We start from the raw sequence: 24,163 nt of genomic DNA on the forward strand, positions 1-24,163 counted from the left end.
AACAGTGGCCGCCCCGGCCCGCCAACGGGTTTTCGCCGCCACCGCCTGCGGGCACGGCCCGAGGACCGCGTCCGGGCCGCCCGCCCGACGGGCCTGCGGAGATCATCGTGGTTTCCTCGTCGGCGACGCCGGTGTCGGCGGCCACCCGGCTGCCTGCCGCCGACGCGGACGCGCGACGGGTCCTTCGACGAGGAAAGCCGGGCCGCCCTGGACACTGCCCTCAGGGGCGGGCGGCCGTCGCCGTCCGGTCGGTGACGGCGACGTCGCGTTCCTCGTCGCGACCGCCTTGATCTAGTGCTGCGACCGGAAAGGTTCACCGGCTCGCGACGCCCGGCACGGCACCTCGCCGCGTTGTCGCATCACCCGAGTACATCCAGTACGCGGGCGATGCTCCGCCTTGCGATGCACCGCACCGGACGCCGCGAGCTTTCCGGCAAACCTTCCCGGCCACAGCACTAGAGGTCGATGACGACCTTGCCGTGTACGTGCCGGCCGGCCTGGAGCTGGACCGCGCGGCGGATCTGCTCGACCGGGAAGCTCGCCGCGACAGGCACCCGGAGCCGGCCCGCCGCGACCAGGCGGGCGATCTCCTCCAGGGCGCCGGGCGCCGCGTTCGCGCCGTTGGCCGTCGGCACTCCGTCGACTTGCGCGGCGACGGTGCAGATGCGCGCGTCCGGGACGCCGAGTTCCCTTGCGGTGTGCGCTGTCTCCGTGCCGTGCAGGTCGACGGCGGCGGTGACACCGCCGGGAGCGAGGGCGCGGACCCGGTCGGCCAGGCCGTCGCCGTAGGCGACCGGCTCGGCCCCGAGATCGCGCAGGAAACCGGACGACGTCGCCGACCCCGTCCCGATCACGCGCGCTCCGGCGAGCCGGGCCAGCTGGACGGCGAACACCCCGACCCCGCCCGCCGCGCCGCCGATCAGCACGGTGTCGTCCGGGCCGGGGGCGACCACGCCGAGGGCGGCGGATGCCGTGCGGCCGGCGATCGCGAGGGTGGCGGCGGTGCGGTCGTCGACGCCGTCGGGGGTGTGATGGGCCTCGTTCGCCGCGGTCCCCGCGGCCGGGTCGATCACCACGAAGGCGGCGACCGCGCGGGACAGGGCGGCCCCGAAGACCCGGTCGCCAGGTGCGAAGCCGGTGACCCCGTCACCGGCCTGGTCGACCACTCCCGCGTAGTCGGTCCCGAATCCGGCCGGGAGGCTCAAGCCGAACCGGGCGGCGGTGTCCGCGTCGGCGGTGATGATCCAGTCCATCGGGTTCAGGCCGGCGGCGGTGACCCGCACACGGACCTGTCCCGGGCCGGCCTGTGGAGCGGGGATCTCACGGACGTCCAGGACCTCGGGGCCGCCGAACGAATCGAGCCGGACCGCTCTGCTCCTGCCCGCCGGGGGATGATCGCTCTGTTCCTGCATGTGCGCCTGTCTCCTTGGGACCGAGAGAACACATCGAACACGTCGAACACGTCGAGCACATCGAAACGGACTATGCTCCGTTTACATGGATGACCGTAACACAACCGGAGCGTGATCCGTTTTGGCTGAGGGGGAGACGCGTACGCCACGGGCGGACGCGGCCCGTAACCGTGACCAACTGCTCGCGGTGGCGACCCGCGTGTTCGGCTCGGCTGACGCCGAGCCGTCGATGCGGGCGATCGCCCGTGAGGCAGGGGTCGGCATCGCCACGCTCTACCGGCACTTCCCGACCCGCGAGTCGCTGGTCGACGCGGTCTACCGGGACCAGGTCGTCCGGCTGACGACCGGCGCCCGCGAGCTGCTCGGCCAGATGCCCCCCGCCGCGGCGATGCGACGCTGGATGGACTTGTTCGGAGACTGGATCGCGACCAAGAACGGCATGCTCGACACGCTGCTCGCGATGATCGAGTCGGGCGAGATCGCCCATGCCCGGACCCGGACCGAGCTGCTGACGGCCATCACCACGATTCTCGACGCCGGCCGCGCGGCGGGCGACCTCCGCTCCGACGTCACCGCCGAGGACATCGCCGCCTCCCTCATCGGTATCTTCACCGTGGCCCCCCGGCCCGGGCACGAAGCCAAGGCCGATCGCCTGCTGAGCCTCCTGATGGACGGCCTCCACCCCGCCGCCCGGCGGGCCTGAGCCCGGACCGGGACGGCGAAGCGCGCACCAGTGGCGCTCTCGCCGAGCACCGGTTCCCGCGGCGTCGTCGAGGCGGCACCGCTGTCAGGTCACCACTACCGCGCGGCCACGGACGGCGTGCGAAGCGGCCGGGTCCCGCTACCGGGGCTGACCGTTCGCGTTGTCCTCGAACAGTTCCCGGGTACGGCGCAGCAGCGCTTCCCGCACGTCGTCCGGTGACAGGACCCGCAGGGGTGTGGCGAGGCTCAGGAGGTACTTGGCGAGCCCGTCCGCGTCGGGGCCGCCGATGTCGACGATGGTGGCGTCGGGGCCTTCCGGCCGGTGGGTACCGACCGTCTGCGGGACCAGCCGGAGCGCCTGCTCCATGGGCAGCGGGAGGCGGATCGTCACGTAGAGCGGGTAGGCCCCGGCCGCGATCGAGCGGGAGACGAGCAGGGCCGGGTCGGGCGGGTCGACGAACTCCACCGGGCGCCCCGCCGGCCGTATCCGGCCGACCCGGTCGGCCCGGAAGGTACGCCACTCGTTCCGCGTCACGTCCCGGGCGACGAAGTACCAACGGCGTCCCGTGTGCACCAGGCGGTACGGGTCGACATCGCGGACCGTGGCCTTCCCCTCCCGGTCGCGGTACGACAGCCGGCAACGCTCCGCCCGCCGGCACGCGTCGGCCAGTTCCAGCAGCATTCCGGGTGCGATCTGCGGCGCGTCGAGCCTTGTCGTGTGCACAAAGGCGGCGTCCATCTCGCCCAGCCGGTCCGCGATCCGGCGCGGCAGGACCTGACGCAGTTTCAGCAGGGCGGACAGTGCGGCCTGGTCACCGCCGAGCACACCGCTGAGCGCGGCCTCGCGCAGCCCGACGGCCACGGCGAGTGCCTCCTCGTCATCGAGGACCAACGGCGGCACCCGGGCTCCGGCGCGGAGGCGGTAACCGCCCCACGGCCCGGGGTCGGACTCCACTCCGTAGCCGAGCTCCCGGAGCCTGGCGACGTCCCGCCGCACCGTGCGCTCGGTGACCGCCATGTGGCCGGCCAGCTCGCCGCAGGTCCACGACGGCCGTGCGGACAGCAGCGAGACCAGTCGCAGCAGGCGGGCGGATGTGCTGATCACATCGTGAAGTGTCCCGCATGACCAGGACCGAACCTGTCCTGGTCCCGGCATAGCGTCCTTCCCATGAGCACTGGAAACCCGCCCGCACCCGCGATCCGCTACGCGGCCGTCACATTCGACTGCCCGGACCCCGCCGAACTGGCCCGCTTCTACGGCGAGGCACTCGGCCTGCCCGTCGCCTACTCCAGCGACGACTTCGTCCTGCTCGGCCAGGAGGGCTCGGCCGGACTGGGGTTCAACCGGCTGACCGACTACCGGCGTCCCACCTGGCCGGACCCAGCCCAGGAGAAGCAGGCCCACATCGAACTGGGCGTCGACGACCTGGAGGCCGCGCGTGCTCACCTGCTGGCCCTGGGTGCTGTCGAGCCCCCGGCCCAGCCCCAGCCCGACCGGTGGCGGGTCCTGCTGGACCCCGCCGGCCACCCGTTCTGCATCACCACCCTGGCCTGAACATGATCGGCAGACTGATGACCATGACCGCGCAGCCGGGCAAGGGCGGCGAACTCGCCGCCGTCCTGCTGGAGGTCGCGGAGAGACTGCGCGGCTTCCCCGGCTGTGCGATCTACCTGATCAGCCAGGACGCGGCGGACCCGGACACGGTGCGCGTCACCGAGGTCTGGCAGGACGAGACCAGTGCGCGGGCCGCCCTCGCCACTCCGCCGCGCGCCGACGGCCCCAGCCCCGCAGACGTCCTCGCGCTGCTGTCGTCCCCACCGCACCGCACGGATCTCACCGTCCTGGGCGGAGTGGGCCTCCCCACCGCCGACGGACGGCCCTGACGCACGCCCCCGGCCCCCGGGAACGGCCCGCTCGGAGGTCGTTCCCGCGGTCGGGCCGCCCTCCGGACACCTGGGCCGCCCGCGATCCTCGGCTCTCCTGACCGCCACCCGCGCGCCCCAGGGGGAAACTTGGTTGAGCGGCCGCCGTCCCTCGGATAGCAATGCCCCGTGATACGCGGCGAAAAGACCGGGCTGCGTGCCCGGCACGAGAGCGACGTCCCGGTTCTCCACTCCGAGTTGTACGACGACGTGGCGACCCGCTCACGCGCCGACTCCCGCCCGTGGCGGCCCGTCCCACCGGGCTCGGGTCACTCCCCCTTCGCCGTGGCCGGACCGTCGGACGAGGCGGCGTGCTTCTCGGTCGTCGAGCTGGAGTCCCAGGAGCTGGCGGGCGAGGCCCTGCTCTGGGGCATCGACACCCACAACCGGACGGCCCACGTCGGGATCGCCCTGCGCCCCGCGTTCCGCGGCCGCGGGCTCGGCGTCGACGTCCTTCACGCGCTGTGCGAGTACGGGTTCGCGGTACGCGGGCTGCAGCGCCTGCAGATCGAGACCCTCACGGACAACACCCCGATGCTCGCGGCGGCGGCCAGGGCCGGGTTCACCCGGGAGGGCACGCTTCGGCACTCCGCCTGGGTGTACGGCGCATACGCCGACGAAGCCGTCCTCGGCCTCCTCGCGGAGGACTGGACGCGGGCCTGAACGCGGAGAAGGCGGACCTGTGCGCCCCGTTCTGGGCCGGCGGGGCAGGGAGCCGGCCCGTCTCCTCCCGCAGGGCCACTCCGACCCGCGCACCCGCCGGGAGGAGGCCGAACCGGCGGCTCTCGACGCGGACGGGCGGTGGGCAAACGCCAGGCCGAACAGTTGGTGCGGGCCGCCGTGGTGGGCATCGCGGCTTTCTGTGCCGCCCGCACCCCTGCCCCGACAGCGAGCACGACGCTGCTCGTGCTCAGCGTCGACGGCAAGGGGATCGTGATGCGCCCGGGGGTGTCTGCGGGAGGCGACGCGGAAGGCGGCGGAGCGGGCGACGCGCCAGCCGGAGTTGATCCATGCGCGGGCCGCCCGACGGGGCATCACCGTCCATGTCGTTCCGTTCCCGACATCGTCCACGTGACCGAGAAGTTCGAGGCGGCCCCACGGCGTCTGCACCCCGCCACCGATCCGGCCGCCGAGACGTGCGGCGGCGCCAAGGCCGTCCGGATCCTGGCCGGTGACCCCCGCGCCGCCGTCAGCGGCATCCGCACCCGAGCCTGCCGGCCGAGTCTGCCGCGGACCGACGGGCCACCCGCCGACCAGCGCCCCCCGTACACCGGGAAAACCTCACCCCTGCTTCACGCCGGGGTCCAGCAGCCGGCGGATGCGCTCGTACTCAGCGGCCATCTCCGGTGTGGCGAGGAAGTCGGCGAGGTCGGCGGACACCTCGTAGTCGACGTCCTCGATGGAACGGATGGCGAGTTCGTAGAGCTCGCCGCGCCGGTTCTGCTCCAAGTAGCTCTGCCAGTGCGCCAACGCGCTGATGGCAGTGAGGACTCCGGTGTCCAGGCCGTCATCGACCAGGATGCCGTCGTAGACCGTCGCAAGCTTGTCGTGCAGCTCGGCGGCGCTCAGCGTCAGGACGTTTGCGCAGGCGGTGGCCAGTGCCTCCCGGGCCTCTTCGGTGAGTTCGTCCTCGGCCGCATCGTGCAGCAACTCCGGCCGCACCAGACGGGTGACCGTCTGTTCTCCGAAGGCACGAACACTGTCCTCAGTGGCTCCGACGACCAGCCGGAGAATGTCCGCCTCAAGTTCGTTGTAGTTCACGCCCGCAGCCTAAAGTGCCGGCTTGAAGCCCCTCCGGACCGGGCCGCAGCCACGGCGCGGTCGCCGCCCGCCTTCGACGACCGGGCACGCGCCGGTGGAAGCCGTGACGACGGCACCGCCCCCAGCACGCGGCCCGACGGTACCGGTGATCCACGCCTCTCAGGCGCCGTAGCGACGCTGCCGGGCCGCGTACGCGCGTATGGCACGCAGGAAGTCGACCTCGCGGAACGCCTGTGAAGTGGCCCGGTTCTGGCAGCAACAAAGCTCCACCCAGCTCGCTTGCGCAGTGCAGGTCGGCGATGACCGTGTCGCGGGGGAGTCAGGCCAAGTCGTCGAAGGACCATTCGGGTGTCTTGCCGGAGGCGTGGCACCGAGGTCGCGCAAGTTCCGGCGTGCGAGGCGGAAGCGCGGGACCGGGCCGTAGTGGAGAAGGGCCAGCCGTGCACAAGACGCTGCCTTGGAGCGGGACGGCGGTCTGTTACTCGTACCGGTACTTCAGCGAGTCCGCCTCCGCCTGCTCGATGTCGGCGATCGTCAGCTCCGGCATCCGCAGCTGGGCCAGCGTCACCTCGGCCGAGGTCGGCTGGGCGTCCGCCGGCAGCCACTGCTCAGGCTTCCAGGCCCCGCTGCGCAGGAGCGACTTGGGGCAGTGCGGGTAGACCTCCGTTATCCCCAGCACCAGCGCACTGGCCGGCGGCTTGCCCACGGCGGTCAGCTGCGACAGCAGTTCCGGGCGGGTGGAGACGCAGGCCCGGCCGTTCACCCTGAGCGTCGTGGTGCGCCCCGGGATGACGAACAGCAGCCCGGCCCGTCCGGTGGTGACGACGTTCTGCAGGGTGTCCAGACGCTTGTTGCCGGTCGCGTCCGGTATCGCCACCGTCCGTGCGTCCAGGACGGTCACGAACCCTGCGGGACCGCCCCGCGGGGAAACGTCACAGTTGCCCTCGGCGTCCGCGCTGGCGACCAGGACCAGCGACGACAGACCGATCAACCGCCGGGTCTGCTCGGTGAGTTCGGTCATCTGCTTGCGCACGGCCGCATCGCTGGGGAGTGCGTAGACCCGGCGCAGCGCCTCCTGGTCGGACACGGCGTCGAGGCGGAGCGAGTCGAAGGCACTGCCGGCAAGGGGTGGCGTCATGCCCCGACCCTAATGCGCCGACCTGCGATTGATCTCGGCCGATGAGCGCGGGGTTCGGCCACGACCGGGGCCGGCAGGGGCTGGGCGTTCTCGGCACCGCGCGAGCCGCCGACCGGGAGCCGACGGAAGCTCTGAACCAGCGTTCCTGACAGTCGGTTCAGGGCGGCACGCTGGTCGCGTCGCCGGGGACAGGCCCGTGACTGGATGCGGGGCCCAGGATCGGCACGCACTCTCAGCGGATACACACCGCGGATATACACTCAGAGTATATCCGCGGTGTACGGTCCTCGCATGAGTGTTCCTCTCACCCTGTTGGGGCTGCTGGAGCGGGAGCCGAGCCATGGCTACGACCTCAAGCGCGACTACGACGCCTTCTTCAACCGCGGCAAGCCGCTGCCGTACGGGCAGGTCTACACAACTCTCGGCCGGTTGGCGCGGGACGGGAAGGTCGTCGCCGGCGAGGCGGAGCCCGGGGTCGGCCCCGAGCGCAAGCGCTACGTGATCACCGAGGCGGGGGCGACGGAGTTCGAGACCTGGCTCACCGAGCCGGTGGCGCCTGAGCCCAATCTGCAGACCGTGCTGTTCACCAAAGTCGTGCTGGCCCTGATGCTCGGCCGTGACGCCCAGCAGTATCTCGACACCCAACGGGCCGCCCACCTGCAGCGGATGCACGAGCTGACCCGGCTGCGCCGCACCGGCCCGATCATCGACGCCCTGCTCGCCGACCACGGCCTGTTCCACCTGGAGGCCGACCTGCGATGGATCGAGCTGACCGCGGCCCGGATGGATACGCTGGCAGCGGCGGTGCGCACATGACCGCCCTCATCGAGGCCCGCGACCTCACTCTCTCCTTCGGCGAGACCCCCGCCCTGCGCGGCGCCGGCCTGGCCATCGAGGCCGGCGAGGTGTTCGCCGTGATGGGCCCGAGCGGCTCGGGCAAGTCCACCCTGCTGCACTGCCTGGCCGGCATCCTCACCCCCGACTCGGGCGAGGTGCACTTCGACGGACGCCGCATCGACACCCTGAACGAGGCCGAGCGCAGCGCCCTGCGCCGCGACACCTTCGGCTTCGTCTTCCAGTTCGGCCAGCTCGTCCCCGAGCTGACCGCCGAGGAGAACGTCGCCCTGCCGCTGCTGTTCTCGGGCGTGCGCCGGACAGCCGCGCTCGCCGAGGCCCGGCCCTGGTTCGCCCGGCTCGGCCTGGACGGCCTGGAGCGGCGCCGCTCCGGGGAGTTGTCGGGCGGTCAGGCGCAGCGGGTGGCGCTGGCCCGCGGTCTGGTGGCCCGGCCCAAGGTGCTGTTCGCCGACGAGCCGACCGGGGCGCTGGACTCACTGACGGGCGAACAGGTGATGGACCTGATGGTGGACGCGGCCCAGGAGGAGGGCACCACCGTCGTCCTGGTGACCCACGAGCCCCGGGTCGCCGCGCATGCCGACCGGGAGGCCATCGTGCGGGACGGCAAGGCCAGCCTGCTCACGACCGGACGGATCGCCTCGTGATCGCCTTCGCGCTCCGCCTCGCGCTCAGCGGCGGCCGGGAGGCCCTGGCCCGGCTGGCCATGATCGCCGCCGCGGTCGCCATCGGCGTCGGGCTGCTGTTGTCGACCTTCGCCAGCATGAACGCCGTCGAGCGGACGAACCAGCGGCAGGTCTGGCTGGACACCGGGGCCGCCGGCCGTACCGAGAAGGCGTCGGCGGACCCGCTGTGGTGGTGGCCGCACGGCGACTACTACGACGGCAAGTCCCTCACCGAGGTCGACGTCGCCGCGACCGGTCCGGCCTCGCCCGTCCCGCCCGGCCTGACGCACCTGCCGGCGCCCGGCGAGTACTACGCCTCACCCGCGCTGGCGAGGCTGGTCCGCGAGGCTCCCGCCGACCACTTGGGCGAGCGTTTCCCCGGGCGCCTCGCCGGCACGATCGGCGACGCCGCGCTGGCCTCCCCGGACTCACTGATCGCCGTCATCGGCCGTACCCCCGCCCAGATCAAGGGCGCACCCGGGGCGAGGGCGGTCACCACCATCGCCGGCAGCCGGCCGCACACCTGTGACAACGCGTGCTGGGACAAGGCGGTGCGCGGCGATGCGCTGACGCTCATCTCCTCCGTGGTGGCCGGGGCACTGATCTTCCCGGTGCTGATCTTCATAGCCACCGCGACCCGGCTGTCCGCCGCCACCCGCGAACAGCGCTACGCGGCGATGCGGCTGGTCGGCGCCACGCCCCGGCAGGTGTCGCTGCTGTCGGCGGTGGAGGCCGCGCTGGCGGCGGCCGCCGGGACGGCGGTCGGCTTCGGGCTCTACGCCGCGCTGCGCCCGCTGGTCGCCACCCTTCCGCTCACCGGGCAGCAACGGTTCTTCGTGTCGGATCTGACGCTCAGCGCCCCGCAGGCTGTTTGCGTCGTCGTCGGCGTGCCGGTGGCGGCGGCGATCGCGGCGCGCCTCGCGCTGCGCCGGGTCACCGTCTCCCCGCTCGGCGTGACCCGCCGGGTGACCCCGCGCCCGCCGCGCGCCTGGCGGCTGATCCCGCTGCTGGCAGGCCTGGCCGAACTGGCGTACTTCGTCTTCGCCGGCCGCCGGCCGGCGACCGGGAACGGCCAGACGGCGGCCTACCTCCCCGGCTTCCTGGTGGTGATGCTGGGCCTGGTGATCGCCGGGCCGTGGCTGACCATGACCGCCGCCCGGGCGGTCGCCCGGCGCACCCGACGCCCGGCCGCCCTGATCGCGGTGCGGCGGCTCGCCGACGACCCGAAGGCAGGCTTCCGCGCCGTCAGCGGCCTCGTCCTGGCCCTGTTCGTGACCACCGCGACCGTCAGCATCATCGGCACGATCAACGTCTACCGCGGCACGTTGGGCGGCGACCCGCAGACCCGCACGGTGGTGGAAGCCGGCAGCGACGGTGAGGCGCCGCTGGCCGGGGCCGTCCCGGCGCGGCTGCTCACCGAGGTGCGCGCGCTCCCGGGCGTGCGGGGCGTGGCCGTCGTCCACGCCAACCCCGGCGGCGTCGGCAAGGTCGTAAACCGTCGGGTCCGCCCGGGCGATCCGCCCCCGACGGCGCCGGCCCTGGTGACCTGCTCCGACCTCGCGCAGACTCCCATGGTGGGCCGCTGCCCGGCCGGCGCGAGCGTCACGGCCGTCGACTTCTCCGCGTTCGTCAGCCTGCGGTCGCACCCGAGCTTGCCGTGGCCCGCCGCCGCGATCAGCACCGCGGCCGTCGCCAAGCTGCCCGTACAACTGATCTACGTGGCCACCGACGGGTCGACAGCCGCCAAGGAACACGTGCGGACCCTGCTCACCACCGCCTACCCGCACCACCAGGCCCGCACGGTGGGCGACTGGGGCACCGACCTGCAGCAGGAGCTGGCCGGCTGGCGGCAATTGGCCAACGTGGTGCTGCTGACCACCCTGCCGATCGCAGGCTGCAGCCTGGCGGTGAGCGTCGTCGCGGGCCTGTCGGATCGCCGACGCCCGTTCGCGTTGCTACGGCTCACCGGCGCGCCGCTGCGGTTGCTGCAACGGGTGATCGCACTGGAGAGCACCCTGCCGCTGCTGGCAGTGGCCGTGATCTCGATCGGTGCGGCCTTCGCCGCCTCGGCCCTGTTCCTGAAATCGCAGATGCGCTACGACCTGGTGTCGCCGGGCGCGGCGTACTACGCGTTCGTCGCCCTCGGCCTCGTCATCTCGCTGGGCATCATCGCCTCGACCCTCCCCCTGCTCAAACGCATCACCGGACCAGAGGCAGCCCGCAACGGCTGACACGCCAACTCCCCGCTACGGCCTCGGACCCGCTTCCGAACGGTGTCCGGGGCTGAGGGAGCACTCGGCAACACGACCGACGACGGTTGTCCCTGAATCCACGGCCAGGAGCCTTGGCGAACATCCTCGAAGAGATCTTCCTGCCGAGCGCCCGCCACGTTCAGGAGGAGCGGCAGCGCCTGGATCCGGGGGCGGTCAGCCGCCTGCTCGGACGAAGACGGGTTTTCAGATGCTTTTCCGGGAGGGCGCTCGGCAGGTCGTCCCGAGGACCGCGTCCGTCAGCGTCTCAGCCGGCTTGCGGCGCTGTTCCCGATCCAGACGGCCCTTCACGTCCCGGATTCAGAGGTGGATCACCAGGGCATCTCACCGTGACGGTCACGGAAGGTTCCGGTCGGTCCGTCCACCCCGACGGTGGCGAGTCCGACGATCGCGTCGGTCCCCTCGGTCACTGTCTGCGGACCGCTGTGCCCGTTGAAGTCGGTCGCTGTGTAGCCCGGGTCGGCCGCGTTCACCCTCACGTCCGGCCAGGACTTCGCGTACTGCGTCGTCAGCATGGTCACAGCAGCCTTCGACGCCGTGTAGAGCGGCGCGATGACCCGGCTCTCCACGCGACCGGCGTCGTGGGTGGCCGCGAACGACCCCATGCCGCTCGACACATTGACGATCACCGGGTTCGCGGACTTGCGCAGCAGGGGCAGGAACGCGTGCGTCACCCGGACGATCCCCACGACATTGACCTTGAGCACCTCGACGGCGTCAGCGGCCGTGATCTGGTCGGCGGGGCTGTGCGTCCCGAGGACGCCGGCGTTGTTGATCAGAACGTCGATGCCGCCCTCGCGAGCCCCGACATCGGAGGCGGCCGCGGCCACCGACGCGTCATCCGTCACGTCGATCTGAACGAAACGGGCACCGAGTGCGTCGGCGGCCGCCTGGCCGCGCTCCGGATCACGAGCGCCGATGAGGACGGTGTGGCCGGCCTCGATCAAGCGGCGGGCGGTCTCGTATCCGAGGGACTTGTTGGCTCCTGTGATGAATGTCGTCGTCATGCGTTCACTCTCGGCCCGTGACGAGAGGACAGCCAGTGCCTCCTGCGACGGTAGGACGGCCAGTACCAGGCACATCGGCTGTCCGGCGGACACAATGGTCGCGTGGACGAGACCCTTGGCACGGCATTGCGCCGCTGGCGCGACCGGCTTTCCCCCGTCGACGTCGGGCGGACCTCGCGGCCCGGACGCCGCGCGGCAGGGTTGCGACGCGAGGAGCTGGCCGAGCTCGCAGGGCTGTCGGTCGACTATGTGGTGCGGCTGGAGCAGGGCCGTGCCACGAGCCCTTCGGCGCAGGTCGTCGCGAGTCTGGCCAGGGCCCTGCAACTGCAGCCCGTGGAGCGCGATTACGCCTACCGGCTGGCCGGCCTCCTCCCGCCCCAGGAGGGGACGATCTCCACGCACGTGCCGACGGGGGTCCAACGGATGCTGGCCCGCCTCAGGGAGTTCCCCGTGGGCGTGTTCAGTGCCGACTGGACGTTGCTGTCCTGGACTCCCGCATGGGCGGTGCTGCTGGGCGACCCCAGCGCACGGGCGCCCGTCGAGCGGAACCTGGCGCGGGCGGTCTTCTCCGCAGGGCCCTCAGGGCTCGCGGCCTGGCCCGTGCTCAAGGAGGACGACGCCCTTGGTCCCGCCCTCGTCGCCGATCTGCGCACGGCTCTCGTCAACTATCCCCGCGACCGTGGCCTGGTCGAGATTATCGAGGAACTGCGTTCCACCAGTGCGGAGTTCACCCGGCTGTGGGACGAGGGAGCGGTCGGACCGCACGTCTCGGCCCGCAAGACCGTCGTGCACCCCCAGGTCGGCGAGGTGACATGCGACTGCGACGTGCTCACCGTCCCGGGCAGCGGCATCCGCCTCGTCGTCTACACGGTGGCCGCGGGTTCCGCCGATGCGGAAAAGCTGGAGTTCCTGCGGGTCACGAACGGCGTCCGCGCCGACGGCTCCCCGCCTCCGGAGCCCGGTCCGTTCTCCCAGCCGTAACGTGATCGGGCCGGCGGCGACGAGGCGTACCAAGCAGCCCGACGCGGAAGCGGTTCGCCGTGGCAGCCAGGCCTGAAGCGCGAAACCGGTCGGCACGGGCAGCCCTCGGGTGCCACCAGTGAGAGCGGGACCCGAAAGCCCCGCCGAACCCACCGAAAACCAGCTCAGGGCCACACCAGGCAATACGGCTGATGCCCCGCCTCATGCAACCGATGGCTGAAGTCCTGCCACTCGTGCAGCGATTGGGGGTGGGAGGGTGCTGACCTGGGGCTTCGCAGGGAAATGTGCGTTGACCTGGGGAAACTTGTCTCCGTAGTTCTCACGGGTCAACGGCATTTCCCAGGCTCATGTGCCCTGGATGTGCCCTGAGACTGGCGCTCGTGGGCCGGGCTGGGCTCCGGACACCAGCCGGGGCTGGAGCGGCTGACACGACCTGGTGGAGGCGCTGAAGTCTCCTGTGCTGGCCTTCCCCTTCCGCCTGCGTCCAACTGGGCACCCCGGACATGCACCGTCGCCTGTCCCGCCTGGCGACGGGCGAGGACATCGACTTCTTCTGCCTCGCCGACGTGGACACACTTCCGTGCGACCGACCGTCAGCCCAGGCAGCCCTCCACGCCTCGCAGAACGCAAGTACCCGCTCCTGAGCTGTTTCGAGGCAACACCGTGTCGGCAGACCACGATCGGCCCACGCCTGGCTGCGGAGTGGAGGACGAGTTGACCGCTCGGACCGCCTCCGCCGTACAGCACCAGCGGCCTCCGCATCGCTCTTCTTGTCAAAGTGACAGGAACTGAAGTACCGTAATTTACATGCAAGTTGATTTGTGGTCACCTCCGCCCGTGCTGCTGACGGTCGACCTCGTGATCCTGACGCTGCGTGAGGGGCGACTGTGTGTCCTGCTCGTGGAGCGGGGCGAAGATCCTTTTCAGGGCATGCTGGCTCTGCCTGGTGGATTCCTCAATCACGCCGGTGAGGAGATCCTGGACGCTGCCCACCGTGAGTTGAGTGAGGAAACCGCTCTGGTTGCCGGGTGGGTGCATCTTGAACAGTTGGCCATCTATGGGGACGTAGGACGTGATCCACGGGGAAGAGTCGTTTCCGTGGCCCACTTGGCGATCGCACCGGGACTCCCCGAACCGGTCGCGGGAACGGATGCCATGGATGCTGCGTGGGTTCCCGCGGAAGCCGTCCTGTCCGGAGAGCTGGAGCTGGCCTTCGATCACCGCCGGATCGTGACGGACGGAATCGAACGCGCGCGTACCAAGCTCGAATTCTCGGCGCTGGCCACGGCATTCTGCGGAGAACTCTTCACCATAGTCGAGTTGCAGCAGGTGTACGAGGCGGTTTGGGGCACCGAACTCGACACCCGTAATTTCTACCGGAAGGTCCAGGCCGCAAAGGGATTCATCATCTCCGCCGGCTCGGGACGTAGGACCACGGGAGGACGGCCCGCGCGGCTGTATCGGGCCGGGTCGAAGACGGTGTTGTTCCCACCGCTGATCCGACCTGTGCCGTCCACGATGGAAGAGGAAACGGGAGAGGAAGGGGATTAGATGTCGAAAGATCTGGTGGTGATTCTCACCGCCCTCAATCTCGAGTACCAGGCCGTGCGCCGGAAACTGGCCGGTCCACAGGTGCACCGTCATGAGCGTGGGACGCGGTTCGAGGTGGGAACCGTGCAGGGCACTTCATGTCGTGTCGCGCTCGGTCTGACGAACAAAGGGAATCATTCCGCCGCGGTGATCGCTGAGCGCGCGATACAGGAGTTTTCGCCGGTGGCCGTGTTGTTCGTGGGTGTCGCCGGCGCCCTGTGGGACACCACCAGGCTGGGTGACGTGGTGATGGCGACACACGTGTACGCCTACCACGGCGGGACCAGCGAGGACGACGGACTCAAGGCCCGTCCCCGGGTGTGGGAGGCGGCGCACGGTATCAGCCAGCTCGGCTCGTATCTGGCTCGCGTGAACGACTGGGCCGACGACACGCCCGGTCGTGGGCGCGCGCCGCAGGTGCGCTTCGGTGCGATCGCCGCCGGCGAGGTCGTACAGAACTCGAAGATCTCGGCAGAGGCACGGTGGATCCGGCAGCACTACAACGACGCGCTCGCGATCGAGATGGAGGCCGCCGGTGTGGCGCAGGCCGGTCATCTCAACGGGGCACCGGTGGCCATCATCCGGGGAATCAGCGACCGAGCGGACGGTACAAAGAGCAGCGCGAAGGACCGTAACTGGCAACCACGGGCCGCGGCGAACGCAGCGGCATTCGCTGCACGGCTGGCCGTGGAACTGGTGGGAGAACAGGAGCAGATCGCAATGTCCCAGGCGGGCAGGGCTGATACGACCGGCAAACTCGAAGGGCACGTCAGGAACACCGCCCATAACAGCACCGTTGGCATCATGGCTGGCTCGGTCAAGGAGAGCAGCGTCTACTTGAACGCTGACCCGAAGGTGACTAGTCCGGCGGACCTGGTCGGGGAACTGGACGCTCTCCGTGAGCACCTGAAGCGTCACCACGCCGAGGGTGTTCTCGATGACGACACCTACCGAGAGGCCCTTGCCGAGCTGGGCTTTGCCCGCCGGGCGGCAAGGGAGAAAACTCCCGAATCGTCCAAGAGGGCGACCATGGCACTCAAGAGGTTACGCGGTTTGATCGCGGAATTTCCCGAGCTGGTGGCCAGGCTGGCGCCGCTCGTTGTTGCGGCGGGTGATGTGTCATGAACGACGGCAGCAGTGTCACGCACAATTCGGCCTCATTCGGCTCCACCGTCGGAATGCAAGCCGGGGTCGTACACACCGCCTACGTCTCCATCGGCCAGGATGCGTCGCCTCAGGAAAAGTACAAGGTTGGCGTGCGGTACCTGGAGGATGGCGTCCCCAGCCGTGCTCGCGACTTGATCAGTGACGCGACCGCCACCGGACACGACAACGCGGAGGTCCGTTTCCACTGGGTGCTCGCCATGCTCAGTGGACGTGCCTACGACGACCTGAGCACCGAAGAGGTCCAGCGGCTGAACCGCGCCTCCGGGTTCGTACGGACCTATGCCGAGGGAGAGTGGAAAGACGCCCTGCGTGTCGCTTTCGAACTGCTGGCGATGCTCAGCACCCCGGACGGCAAGACAGGACACCTACTGGAACGGTTGCGATCCCTGTCACCTCACCTGCGTGACATGATCATCCACCACTTCGACCTGGTGCTCACCGGAGGGCTGAAGGACAGCCTGTGGGCCGAGAAGCGCGAGCGGGCCGAGGCGGACCGCTTCGGCAACGGCCGGGTCCAACGGGTCTGGGCCTATTTCGAACCCGACCCCATCGGGCCACGGGCCCTGCCGCCCCATCCGAGCACCGCTGCTGCCGCCCGGGCAGCCCTCCCCGTCCGTGCCGGCCTGTTCGCCGTCGGCACCGCATTCCTCTGGATCCTGGCCCTGGTCGCGGATCCGGCCGCGGCAGCCATCGAGGTACTGGTGGCGCTCGGTGCGGGCCTGACCGCGGTTCACTTCGGCCGCCGATGGTGGTACCAGGAACAACATCTGAAGACCAAGAACCGTGGGCTCCAGATCCCCCACATGCGCGATCCCGCCTCTGCCGGGGACGGGTTCACCAACCGTGTCCGTCATTCGTTCGACCACTACTTCAGTACCCGCGTGCCTCACGGACTCGCCCCGTACGAATGGCTCGGCCATACCGTCCACATCCGCGACAGCCTCGTCGCCGAGATCGCGCTTCTCTACCGCGAGAGCCGGATCGGCGTGGAGCGGGTCGACTGGCTGATCCGCTATCTCGCCGAGGATGCCCGGGACCGCTACAGCAAAGGCACTCTGTTCGATCACCGCCCCCAGAACCAGACGCCGGCGGGGGTGAAGGCGCTGTGCGTGGCCGCCCTCGTCGCTCTCGGTATCACGACTCTGGCCCTGCTCGGAACAGTGGCCTCAGGTGCCGGCGCCCCGCAGCTGCTGCTGGCCGTCCTGGCCGTCGTCGGCGCGGTCTGGTCCGGACGCGCGGCTGCGTCCTCGTGGCTGGAGGCCCGGGGTGAGGACCAACGACTGACCGAGGAGACGCGGGAATACCACGAGCGGCTGGCCGCGCGGCAAGCCGCTTTCCAGAATTGGAAGTCGTTCCTGGACGCCACGCGACCCAGTGAGCAGGAAATGGAGACCTGGCTCACCTGTGACAAGACGCTGTTCATCGACGAAGTACTCCGCCACTACCAGCTCACCTGGCGCGACCTGATCACCCACACCATCCTGGTGACACCCGCACGCCCCTACAAACGAGGGCGTGTGAAGGGCGGTCCTTGGCGATACTCGCGCTACAGCTTCCGTCTTTTCCTGGTCACGCAGGGTGGCGTTCGTGAGATCAGCTCTGAATTCGATTTCACCGACGCAAGACGCGGGAACAGGCAGCGAAGCAACTACCGGTTCGACGCGTTGTCCTCCGTACAGGTGACGGAACGCAGCGAGGTCGGCTACGACCTGGAACTCGTCCTCACCAACGGGCCAGCCAGGAACATTCGTGTCAAGGACGCCGACACCCATCACCTCGCGCCGGACGAGAACGCCCAGGAAATCGCCGAAATCGACCTCAATTCGGCTGGTTTCATCCACACCTTCCGCCTCCTGGAAGGAATCGCGGCGGACGGAAAGGGTTGGATCGAACGAAACAACCCCGACAACTTTCCGTCCTTCCGTGCTGCCGGCTGAGTCTTCCGGGCCTTCGGAGCGGGCAGGGGCCGGAGCGCCGGAGCCCCTGCCCGCCCACTCATCAGCCCAGCCGGGACCCGAGCTTAGGAATGGCCGTGGCCGCCACAGAAGACGTCACCGAGAGCAGACTGCTGCTGGCCGAGTACGACCGCATCAAGGAGGAGCAGAAGACCCGGATAGGCTTCCGTGACAACCTGCTCTACTTCACGCTCGCCGCGGTCACCGCGATCCTGGCGATCACCGTCCAGAGCAGGCAGGCTCAACTGTTGCTCGCCGTCCCCGTGATCTGCCTGGTCCTGGGCTGGACCTACCTGGTCAACGACGAGAAGATCTCGGCGATCGGCTGCTACATCCGCGAGCAGCTGGGACCGCGGCTGGCCGAACTCAGCGGCGCCCATGGCGCAGTCTTCGGCTGGGAGATCTACCACCGCCACGATGCGAGCCGCACCACGCGCAAGCGACTGCAGACCGCTGTGGATCTGTTCACGTACGTGGCCTTGCCGATGATCTGCGTGACTGCTTTCTGGTGCTCTCCCGCCGTTCAGCCTTTACTCGTGATCGTCTCCTTCGCACAGACATTTGCCCTGGCGGTACTGGGCTGGCAGTTCCTGCGCTATGCGGAGCGGTAGTGCTGCTCTGCGGCCCCGCTGCACGTTCAATTCGCCGTCCCGACTGGCTAGCCGCCTCCGCGGTGCTGGGCTGCCCGCCGTGTAGCTCGGACCGTGCACCGGCTGCCGCCAGCTGAGGCGGCGCAACTACGGACGCCGAAAGGCCACACCGCGAACGGTGGACCCTTCGGCATCGTGCCCGGTGAGGCACTGGCGGCGGATACGAGACCCGAACTCGTGAGGGGGCGCCCCCCAACACGCTTCAGGCGAACGCAAGCGCGCGGAAGGCGTTGCGGACGTCGGTCAGGGGCTGGCGGTCGCGGGTGTAGTAGAGCTTGTTGGTCAGCAGTACTGCCCACCGTCCTTGCTGGGGGGAGATCCACATGCCGGTGCCGGTGAAGCCGTAGTGGACCCAGATGCCGTCGGCGAGGTGCGTGCCAGGGGAGGGGTGCCAGAACAGGCCGCGTACAGGATCCAGGGTGCCGGTCTGGACGCTCAGCGACTGCCTGGTCCAGGCGGGGCCGAATCCGGCTCGCCCCAGGCCGGTCGAGGCGTCCAGCATGTAGCGCAGGAAGACAGCGAGGTCGTCGAGGGTGGTGAAGGCGCCGGCGATGCCACACACTCCACCCAGGAGCCGGGCGGAGAAGTCGTGGGCGACGCCCTTGAGTTGGGTGCCGGTGTCCTGGTCGAGTTCGGTCGGTGCGCACCGCGTGGTGATCTCGGCGGGCAGGGGTCCGAAGCGGGTGGAGTGCATGCCCAGCGGCTGCCAGGTCCGTTCCGTGGCGAGCTGGTCGAGGCGTCGTCCGGAGAGGTATTCGGCGAGGTATCCGAGGATGAGGGCGGCTCGGTCGGTGTACTCGACGGCCTCGCCGGGCGGGCGGTACAGGGCCTCGTGGAGGACTCCGTCGCGGATGTCCTGGGGGTCGGTGCCGTAAAGGTTCTTGAGCTGGGCGCGGAGCGGTGCGCCGGCCGTGTGGGTCAGCAGGTGGCGGGCGGTCACGGCGCCGAGTGGGTGGCCGTCGACTTCGGACCAGAATCCACCGAGCGGGGTGTCGAGGTCGAGCTTGCCTTCCTCCCACAGGGCTCCGACGGAGGACCACACGGCGAGGATCTTGGTGAGGCTGGCGGCGTCGAAGACGGTGTCGCGCTGCATCGGCACGTTCGGCTCGTTGGGGTCTAGGACCCCGGTGGCGCCGTGGGCGCGGGTGCCGGTGGCGCCACCGACTGCCCATACGGCGCCGGGGTAGACCTTGTCGCGGACGCCTTCGTTCAGGAGGGCTTCGATGCGGTCGGTGCTGTATGTCATGGTCTCCCTGTTCGCCGTGGGCAACCCGCCGGATCAGCGTAGTGAGGCGGGCGGCACCATTTGGGCAATGGCGTGTCGGACGTCGGCTGCGGGGCCAGATCGGTGTGTGTCTCAGGCGAGCTGGCAGCCAAGGTCGGCCAGGGCCTGAGCGGTAGTGGTGAGGGGGTAGCGGGCGGCGTTCGCGTAGCCCGCCTGTCGCAGGGCGGGCAACAGGCCGGGGGCGGTCCGTAGGCGGTCGAGGTCGCGGGCGAGTGCGGCGGAATGGGTGAAGTCGGTGGCCACTCCGGACGTGGCGACGACTTCGTTGAGGCCGGGCACGGGTTGGTACAGGACAGGCAGACCGCATGCTTGGGCCTCCAGCGCGATGAGGCCCATGGCTTCCAGGGTGGTGGACGGCATGACCAGGACGTCGTGCTCGGCGAAGGCTTTCCACAGCTGTGGACGGCGGAGCCAGCCGAGGTACCGGGCCCGCACTCCGGTCCGCTGGAGGAGCGGGGCCAAGGCGTGGAACTGGGCTTTCGGGGCGGCGATGCTCAGCTCGACTCCTGGGATGGGTGCCAGGCCCGTGATCAGGTGCTCTGCACCCTTCTCGGCGGTCAGCCTGCCTGCGTACAGCAGCCGTAGGTGGCTGGTGGGGGTGCGGGAGGGCCGGGATGGGGGATCGGTGAGCAGGTGGTCGGGGACGCCCCATGGAATGCGGACGACCTTGCGGCGGTCGATCTGCGGGGCGAGTTTGAGAAGGCGGTCGGCCATCGCGCCGGTGGGAACCACGATCGCGTCGGCGGCCCTCGCCGTCTCGCGCAGGACTTGGAGCTGGTCGCGATGGGCCTCGGCGAAGATCAGGTCGGTGCCGTGGACCAAGGCGATCCTGGGGTGCGCCGGCAGAGCCCGGAGCAGGGCGGGCGTGGCGCCGAAGGTGAGGTGCTGCAGGTGCAGTACCCCGATCTGGGCTGGATCGATTGCGGTCACCAGCGCCCGGCGCAAGGCTGCGACGTAGCGGCTGAAGGCGGCGCCTTCCAGGCACTTGCCGGCGACCGTCAGCAGGTCGAGCCCGGCGGGGAGGTGGGGTTTGGGGCGGGTGGGGGCCAGCATGAAGGCCCGCGCGGGGATGAGGGGCTTGTCGCCGGTGTACAGGTCGAGGAAGAGTTCGACGCTGCCGCCGGGGCTTCCGGCTGGGAGGTCGAGGAAGGTGGCGGCCAGCGGTCCCGCGGCCGGGCGGACGAGGGGGCTCACAGCGCTCCTTGGGGGATCTCTTCGTACAGGCGGGAGATGTCGATGCCGTGCGTGGCGGCGTACTTGGCGCGCTGTTGCTGGTAGCTGGCCGGGGTGCCGAGGGTGGTGAGGAAGACGAGCTTGCCGAAGGTCATTCCCGGATAGACGCGGGCGGGCTTGGCGGCGCGGATCTCCAAGGTCCAGTGGATCGCGTGGCCCTGGTGGCCGAGTGGCGCGGAGACGTGGACCCAGATGCCGAGGGCGCCGATGGTGCGGTTGCCGTTGAGAAGTTGGGCATACGTTTCCGAGCCGGTCCTTTCCAGCGTGACGCCGAGGTAGAGCACGCCGGGCTGCAGGACCAATCCGGAGGCGGGGATGGTCAGTTCGGTGAAGGCGGTGGGGATGGCGGCGTCCAGGTCGCCGTCGCAGATGCGGATCGTGTCCCCCAGCCGCCAGTCGTAGGCATTTGGGGACAGGCGAGCCGGGTCGTAGGGCGCGATGGTGATCTCGCCTGCGCTGACGGCGGCGGCAATGGCGGAGCCGGTGAGGATCACGAGGCGCCCGCCTGCACGTGTGCCGCATCCCGCCAGTAGCGGGAAGGCTGGGGGCCGGCGGCGCCCTGGTACTTGCCTCGGTACAGGTCGACGTCCCCGGTGGAGACGAAGAACATGATCTGCCCGATCTTCATGCCCGCGTACACCCGCAGAGGGCGGATGGGGGACAGCATCAAAGTCCACTGGCCGTGGAATCCGATGTCACCGATAGGGGCGGTGATCTCGACGAATAACCCCAGCCGTCCGACCGAGGAGCGGCCGAAGAGCAGTGGGACGAAGAGGTTCGAGCCGACCTCCTCGACGGTGTGGCCGAGGTACAGCTCGCCGGGCTGGAGGACGTATCCGTCCGTGTCGATTCGGATCGTGTGCGTGGGGTTGGCGTGGTGGGCATCGATGACCTTGGTGGCGTACGTCAGCAGGGTGGCGCCCAGGCGGACGTTGTAGCTGTTGGGGTTCGTCTGCTTCGGGTCGAACGGGGTGATGCAAAGGCGTCCGTCGGCTACGGCCGTGTTGATCTCGGGACCGGTGAGGATCATTGGGCGCCCCCCTGAAGAGCGTCGGCAGAGTCAGCGAACGGGGCCGCCAGGACGCTGCGCACCGCCTGGCCCAGACGCAGTCCGGCTTGATGAGTGCGGCCGCCGAGATAGGTGTCGGCGATGTAGTCGGTGGTCAGCACGATGCGCGCTGTCAGTGGCAGGGGTGTGGGCGCGACGGCCAAGGGGCCGACGCGTTCGACCAGATGAGCGAGCAGCTTGGCGTGGTTCTCGGACTGATCGTCGGAGAGGAAGGCATGGACGAGCTGGTTGCCGAAGGGCTCGATGGCGAGCAGGTCGCCGAGGGTGAGGACATCGCCGAGCGGTACGGGGCGCAGAGCGGTCTCGTTGAGGATGACGGCGTCCGCTCCGAGGCCGGTGTGCAGGCGGGTGGCGATCTCGTCCAAGAGGAGGCGCCGGTCCAACAGGGTATTGAGATATGGCTCGTTCACGATGCCGAGCTGGCTCCCCAGGGTGCTGCCGACGAGGGCGATCTTCTCCTGCAGTACGGCGAGGTCCTCGGGGATCAGGGACGTGTCGGGGAAGGTGCCTACGCGGACGGCCCAGCCGGCCCCGACCGGCTCGGCGGTGGCGTACCCGACGCCGAGTTCGTGGCCCTTGACGACGAGGGCGTCACCGACGGGCACGGGGCCGTAGGCGTCGCTGTGGCAGTGCCCGGCGAAGATGACGTCCGCGAACGGGCAGGCGGCGGCCAGCTTCAGGTCCTCCTCGAAGCCCGAGTGGGACAGCACCATCCAGGCGTCGGTACGGTTGTGGTGCTCCAGCATCACCTCGCGTAGGGCCTGGGCCGGGTCGGTCACGTGGTGGCCCGTGCGCTGGTTGGCAGGGATCGCGTTGAAGGCTTGCAGGCCGATTACCGCGGTGACGGCAACTCGCCGGCCACCGATGTTCTCGATGCGCACGCGGTCGAAGAGCGGCCTGCCGCCGCTGTCGGCTGCGTTTGCGCATACGGTCATCGCGTGCAACTGCGGTTCGAAGTAGTGCGGCCAGCCGTGGTTTCCGGGGGCGAGCAGGTCGTACAGGCCGGTGAGAACCTCGCGCTCGATCTGCCCCTGGCCGAAGCGGTAGAAGCCGGTGCCTTCGAAGAAGTCGCCGCAGTCCACGACCAGGCTCTCGGCCCTGGCCGCGTGGAGGTAGGCGAGCATCGGAGTGGCCTGGGCGAAGGAGGAGTGGACGTCGGCCGTGGCGGTGATTCGCTGGAGCTGCCGGGTCATGGAGTGACCTCGCAGATGTCGGCGCCCAGGGCGTGCAGTTTGGTGGGCAGGTCGGCGTGGCCGCGCCGGAGCTGTTCGAGGCCGCCGAGGGTGGTGACGCCGCTCGCTGTGAGGCCGGCGATGAGCAGGGCCGAGCCCGTGCGGATGTCGGTGGCCTCCACGCCGGCGCCGGTCAGCTGCTGCGGTCCGGTGAGGCGGCATTCGGTGGGCGAGAGCTCGTGGATCTCGGCGCCGAGGCGGGCGAGCTGGGGGAGCAGGTTGCCGTGACGGCCGGGGTTGATGGTGTCGGCGAACAGGTGAGTGCCGGGCAGTCCGAGGGCGAGGGCCATCAGCGATGGTTCGAAGTCGGCATCCAATCCGTCGGGGGAGAGGGAGGCGATGGCGCGCAGTGATCGCCCGGTCGGTTCGGCGTCGTGGGCCCGGATGATGAGAGCATCGCTCTCGACGTCGGCAGGCACTCCGAGCCAGTTCAAGGCGGAGACCAGGGGAGCGACGTCGTCGCCGCGCACGCCACAGATGCGTGCCTCCCCACCGGTCGCCGCGACCGCACAGGCCAGGGTCCCGGCTTCGACCTTGTCGCCGGGCACCGACCAGACGGTGGTCTCCGTCGGGACGGAAGTGGGTGGTGAAAGCGTCAGGACCGACTCACTGACCCGGCACTCCCATCCCGCTACCTGCAACGCCTCTACGACGCTGATCACTTCAGGCGAGAGATTGGGATGGCCAAGGCGCAGGGGCCGGCCGGCTACGACCGCGCGCAGGAGGGCAGCGACGCTCGCCCCACGAGAGCGGAATGGCAGCACCACGGACACGGTTCCGGTCCCACCAGTGGCTGCTTCAACGAGGTAGCCGCGTCCATCGACCGTTATGCGGTCACCGAAGCGCTCGTAGACGTTGAAGTGCTGCTCCATCCCGCGTTCCCCGATCCGGCAGCCTCCCGGCCAGGGCAGCCGGGCTCGCCCGGACGCGCCGAGCAGGGCCGGTACGAGGTAGTACGAGGCCCGGATACGGGCGGCGACCTCAGGATCGGGGCCCGGGTGGGGCTTGTCGCTCGGCAGGATCACCGTGGTGTGCGGGTCGCTGACCGGACGGACCGTGTGCCAGCCGGCCTGTTGGAGCAGGGTGAGCATGGTCTCGACGTCCGTGTTCGACGGGACGTTGCTCAGATGCACCGGGCGGTGCAGCGCCGCGGCGGCGGCCAGCAGGGGCAGGGCCGCGTTCTTGGAGCCGTCGACGGTGATGGAGCCGGCGAGTGGGCTGCCGGGTCTCACGGCGACCACTGCTGCGGCGACGGGGGGAATGCGTACGGC

General features: G+C 70.0%; 23 protein-coding genes. 12 read left to right on the forward strand and 11 right to left on the reverse strand.

Annotation, left to right across the window (positions count from 1 at the left end; translation table 11 throughout):
* Positions 1-455: 455 nt before the first annotated feature.
* Positions 456-1,412: an NADP-dependent oxidoreductase gene (locus LQ326_RS06670; protein WP_234533694.1), complete on the reverse strand. Its 957-nt coding sequence runs from the start codon at positions 1,410-1,412 to the stop codon at positions 456-458.
* Positions 1,413-1,533: 121 nt separating this feature from the next.
* Here LQ326_RS06670 and LQ326_RS06675 point away from each other — a divergent pair, with 121 nt between their 5' ends.
* Positions 1,534-2,115, forward strand: a complete 582-nt coding sequence (locus LQ326_RS06675; RefSeq protein WP_234533696.1) for a TetR/AcrR family transcriptional regulator — start codon at positions 1,534-1,536, stop codon at positions 2,113-2,115.
* 138 nt (positions 2,116-2,253) lie between these two features.
* Here the strand turns inward: LQ326_RS06675 and LQ326_RS06680 are convergent, their stop codons facing one another.
* The gene (locus LQ326_RS06680) at positions 2,254-3,219 is read right to left on the reverse strand and encodes a helix-turn-helix transcriptional regulator (RefSeq protein WP_234533698.1); all 966 of its coding nucleotides are present in this window, start codon (positions 3,217-3,219) and stop codon (positions 2,254-2,256) included.
* A gap of 63 nt (positions 3,220-3,282) precedes the next feature.
* Between LQ326_RS06680 and LQ326_RS06685 the strand changes: the two genes are divergently transcribed.
* The 3 genes from LQ326_RS06685 to LQ326_RS06695 all read left to right on the forward strand — a co-directional run bounded on the left by LQ326_RS06685 (position 3,283) and on the right by LQ326_RS06695 (position 4,700).
* Positions 3,283-3,669 carry a VOC family protein gene (locus tag LQ326_RS06685; RefSeq protein WP_234533700.1) on the forward strand — a complete coding sequence of 129 codons (387 nt, stop codon included), beginning with the start codon at positions 3,283-3,285 and terminating at the stop codon, positions 3,667-3,669.
* A gap of 2 nt (positions 3,670-3,671) precedes the next feature.
* Positions 3,672-3,998 (forward strand): putative quinol monooxygenase, encoded by a 327-nt coding sequence (locus LQ326_RS06690; RefSeq protein WP_268206755.1) that lies wholly within the window; start codon positions 3,672-3,674, stop codon positions 3,996-3,998.
* Positions 3,999-4,166: 168 nt separating this feature from the next.
* Positions 4,167-4,700 carry a GNAT family N-acetyltransferase gene (locus LQ326_RS06695; protein WP_234533704.1) on the forward strand — a complete coding sequence of 178 codons (534 nt, stop codon included), beginning with the start codon at positions 4,167-4,169 and terminating at the stop codon, positions 4,698-4,700.
* A gap of 618 nt (positions 4,701-5,318) precedes the next feature.
* Here the strand turns inward: LQ326_RS06695 and LQ326_RS06700 are convergent.
* Together LQ326_RS06700 and LQ326_RS06705 are read right to left on the reverse strand one after the other, a co-directional pair.
* The gene (locus LQ326_RS06700; protein ID WP_234533706.1) at positions 5,319-5,798 is read right to left on the reverse strand and encodes a hypothetical protein; all 480 of its coding nucleotides are present in this window, start codon (positions 5,796-5,798) and stop codon (positions 5,319-5,321) included.
* Positions 5,799-6,276: 478 nt separating this feature from the next.
* Positions 6,277-6,936 carry an MSMEG_1061 family FMN-dependent PPOX-type flavoprotein gene (locus LQ326_RS06705; RefSeq protein WP_234533709.1) on the reverse strand — a complete coding sequence of 220 codons (660 nt, stop codon included), beginning with the start codon at positions 6,934-6,936 and terminating at the stop codon, positions 6,277-6,279.
* Between the two features lie 291 nt (positions 6,937-7,227).
* Here LQ326_RS06705 and LQ326_RS06710 point away from each other — a divergent pair, with 291 nt between their 5' ends.
* Genes LQ326_RS06710 through LQ326_RS06720 form a run of 3 tightly spaced genes read left to right on the forward strand, consistent with a single transcriptional unit; the run spans position 7,228 to position 10,684 of the window.
* Positions 7,228-7,752 carry a PadR family transcriptional regulator gene (locus LQ326_RS06710; RefSeq protein ID WP_234533710.1) on the forward strand — a complete coding sequence of 175 codons (525 nt, stop codon included), beginning with the start codon at positions 7,228-7,230 and terminating at the stop codon, positions 7,750-7,752.
* A complete protein-coding gene (locus tag LQ326_RS06715) occupies positions 7,749-8,435 on the forward strand; it encodes an ABC transporter ATP-binding protein (protein WP_234533713.1) in 687 nt (228 codons plus the stop codon). The genes LQ326_RS06710 and LQ326_RS06715 overlap by 4 nt, the downstream gene beginning before the upstream one ends.
* A complete protein-coding gene (locus LQ326_RS06720) occupies positions 8,432-10,684 on the forward strand; it encodes an FtsX-like permease family protein (RefSeq protein ID WP_234533715.1) in 2,253 nt (750 codons plus the stop codon). The genes LQ326_RS06715 and LQ326_RS06720 overlap by 4 nt, the downstream gene beginning before the upstream one ends.
* 350 nt (positions 10,685-11,034) lie before the next feature.
* Here the strand turns inward: LQ326_RS06720 and LQ326_RS06725 are convergent, their stop codons facing one another.
* A complete protein-coding gene (locus tag LQ326_RS06725) occupies positions 11,035-11,730 on the reverse strand; it encodes an SDR family NAD(P)-dependent oxidoreductase (RefSeq protein WP_234533718.1) in 696 nt (231 codons plus the stop codon).
* A gap of 102 nt (positions 11,731-11,832) precedes the next feature.
* On the opposite strand from LQ326_RS06725, the gene LQ326_RS06730 reads away from it, so the two are divergent.
* The 5 genes from LQ326_RS06730 to LQ326_RS06750 all read left to right on the forward strand — a co-directional run bounded on the left by LQ326_RS06730 (position 11,833) and on the right by LQ326_RS06750 (position 18,034).
* Positions 11,833-12,711, forward strand: coding sequence for a helix-turn-helix transcriptional regulator (locus tag LQ326_RS06730; protein ID WP_234533720.1), 879 nt, complete (start codon positions 11,833-11,835; stop codon positions 12,709-12,711).
* Positions 12,712-13,518: 807 nt separating this feature from the next.
* Positions 13,519-14,262, forward strand: coding sequence for an NUDIX hydrolase (locus tag LQ326_RS06735; RefSeq protein WP_234533722.1), 744 nt, complete (start codon positions 13,519-13,521; stop codon positions 14,260-14,262).
* Complete coding sequence (locus tag LQ326_RS06740; RefSeq protein ID WP_234533724.1) at positions 14,263-15,426, forward strand: 5'-methylthioadenosine/S-adenosylhomocysteine nucleosidase family protein; 1,164 nt, start codon at positions 14,263-14,265, stop codon at positions 15,424-15,426.
* On the forward strand, positions 15,423-17,405 hold the full coding sequence (locus LQ326_RS06745; RefSeq protein ID WP_234533727.1) for a hypothetical protein: 1,983 nt from the start codon (positions 15,423-15,425) through the stop codon (positions 17,403-17,405). The genes LQ326_RS06740 and LQ326_RS06745 overlap by 4 nt, the downstream gene beginning before the upstream one ends.
* Before the next feature lie 89 nt (positions 17,406-17,494).
* Positions 17,495-18,034: a hypothetical protein gene (locus LQ326_RS06750; protein WP_234533728.1), complete on the forward strand. Its 540-nt coding sequence runs from the start codon at positions 17,495-17,497 to the stop codon at positions 18,032-18,034.
* A gap of 241 nt (positions 18,035-18,275) precedes the next feature.
* Here LQ326_RS06750 and LQ326_RS06755 read toward each other — a convergent pair whose 3' ends face one another.
* The 6 genes from LQ326_RS06755 to LQ326_RS06780 all read right to left on the reverse strand — a co-directional run bounded on the left by LQ326_RS06755 (position 18,276) and on the right by LQ326_RS06780 (position 24,133).
* Positions 18,276-19,319, reverse strand: coding sequence for a serine hydrolase domain-containing protein (locus tag LQ326_RS06755; RefSeq protein ID WP_234533730.1), 1,044 nt, complete (start codon positions 19,317-19,319; stop codon positions 18,276-18,278).
* A gap of 111 nt (positions 19,320-19,430) precedes the next feature.
* Positions 19,431-20,552, reverse strand: coding sequence for a glycosyltransferase family 4 protein (locus tag LQ326_RS06760; RefSeq protein WP_234533732.1), 1,122 nt, complete (start codon positions 20,550-20,552; stop codon positions 19,431-19,433).
* Complete coding sequence (locus LQ326_RS06765) at positions 20,549-21,085, reverse strand: dCTP deaminase (protein WP_234533734.1); 537 nt, start codon at positions 21,083-21,085, stop codon at positions 20,549-20,551. Before LQ326_RS06765 ends, LQ326_RS06760 begins: the two co-directional genes overlap by 4 nt.
* Positions 21,082-21,621: a dCTP deaminase gene (gene dcd, locus LQ326_RS06770; protein ID WP_234533736.1), complete on the reverse strand. Its 540-nt coding sequence runs from the start codon at positions 21,619-21,621 to the stop codon at positions 21,082-21,084. Before dcd ends, LQ326_RS06765 begins: the two co-directional genes overlap by 4 nt.
* Positions 21,618-22,853, reverse strand: a complete 1,236-nt coding sequence (locus LQ326_RS06775) for a bifunctional UDP-sugar hydrolase/5'-nucleotidase (RefSeq protein WP_234533738.1) — start codon at positions 22,851-22,853, stop codon at positions 21,618-21,620. Before LQ326_RS06775 ends, dcd begins: the two co-directional genes overlap by 4 nt.
* Positions 22,850-24,133 (reverse strand): carboxyvinyltransferase, encoded by a 1,284-nt coding sequence (locus LQ326_RS06780; RefSeq protein ID WP_234534241.1) that lies wholly within the window; start codon positions 24,131-24,133, stop codon positions 22,850-22,852. Before LQ326_RS06780 ends, LQ326_RS06775 begins: the two co-directional genes overlap by 4 nt.
* Between the last annotated feature and the right edge of the window lie 30 nt (positions 24,134-24,163).

The sequence above is a fragment of the Streptomyces shenzhenensis genome (genome assembly GCF_021462265.1).
GTDB lineage: Bacteria > Actinomycetota > Actinomycetes > Streptomycetales > Streptomycetaceae > Streptomyces > Streptomyces shenzhenensis.

Bases quoted from the DNA above. Each gene is read 5' to 3' on its own strand.
- LQ326_RS06775 (WP_234533738.1), bottom strand. From the start codon at position 22,853: ATGACCCGGCAGCTCCAGCGAATCACCGCCACGGCCGACGTCCACTCC.
- LQ326_RS06705 (WP_234533709.1), bottom strand. From the start codon at position 6,936: ATGACGCCACCCCTTGCCGGCAGTGCCTTCGACTCGCTCCGCCTCGAC.
- LQ326_RS06725 (WP_234533718.1), bottom strand. From the start codon at position 11,730: ATGACGACGACATTCATCACAGGAGCCAACAAGTCCCTCGGATACGAG.
- LQ326_RS06745 (WP_234533727.1), top strand. From the start codon at position 15,423: ATGAACGACGGCAGCAGTGTCACGCACAATTCGGCCTCATTCGGCTCC.
- LQ326_RS06755 (WP_234533730.1), bottom strand. From the start codon at position 19,319: ATGACATACAGCACCGACCGCATCGAAGCCCTCCTGAACGAAGGCGTC.
- LQ326_RS06685 (WP_234533700.1), top strand. From the start codon at position 3,283: ATGAGCACTGGAAACCCGCCCGCACCCGCGATCCGCTACGCGGCCGTC.
- LQ326_RS06670 (WP_234533694.1), bottom strand. From the start codon at position 1,412: ATGCAGGAACAGAGCGATCATCCCCCGGCGGGCAGGAGCAGAGCGGTC.
- LQ326_RS06715 (WP_234533713.1), top strand. From the start codon at position 7,749: ATGACCGCCCTCATCGAGGCCCGCGACCTCACTCTCTCCTTCGGCGAG.
- LQ326_RS06735 (WP_234533722.1), top strand. From the start codon at position 13,519: ATGCAAGTTGATTTGTGGTCACCTCCGCCCGTGCTGCTGACGGTCGAC.
- LQ326_RS06690 (WP_268206755.1), top strand. From the start codon at position 3,672: ATGATCGGCAGACTGATGACCATGACCGCGCAGCCGGGCAAGGGCGGC.
- LQ326_RS06740 (WP_234533724.1), top strand. From the start codon at position 14,263: ATGTCGAAAGATCTGGTGGTGATTCTCACCGCCCTCAATCTCGAGTAC.
- LQ326_RS06750 (WP_234533728.1), top strand. From the start codon at position 17,495: ATGGCCGTGGCCGCCACAGAAGACGTCACCGAGAGCAGACTGCTGCTG.
- LQ326_RS06710 (WP_234533710.1), top strand. From the start codon at position 7,228: ATGAGTGTTCCTCTCACCCTGTTGGGGCTGCTGGAGCGGGAGCCGAGC.
- dcd (WP_234533736.1), bottom strand. From the start codon at position 21,621: ATGATCCTCACCGGTCCCGAGATCAACACGGCCGTAGCCGACGGACGC.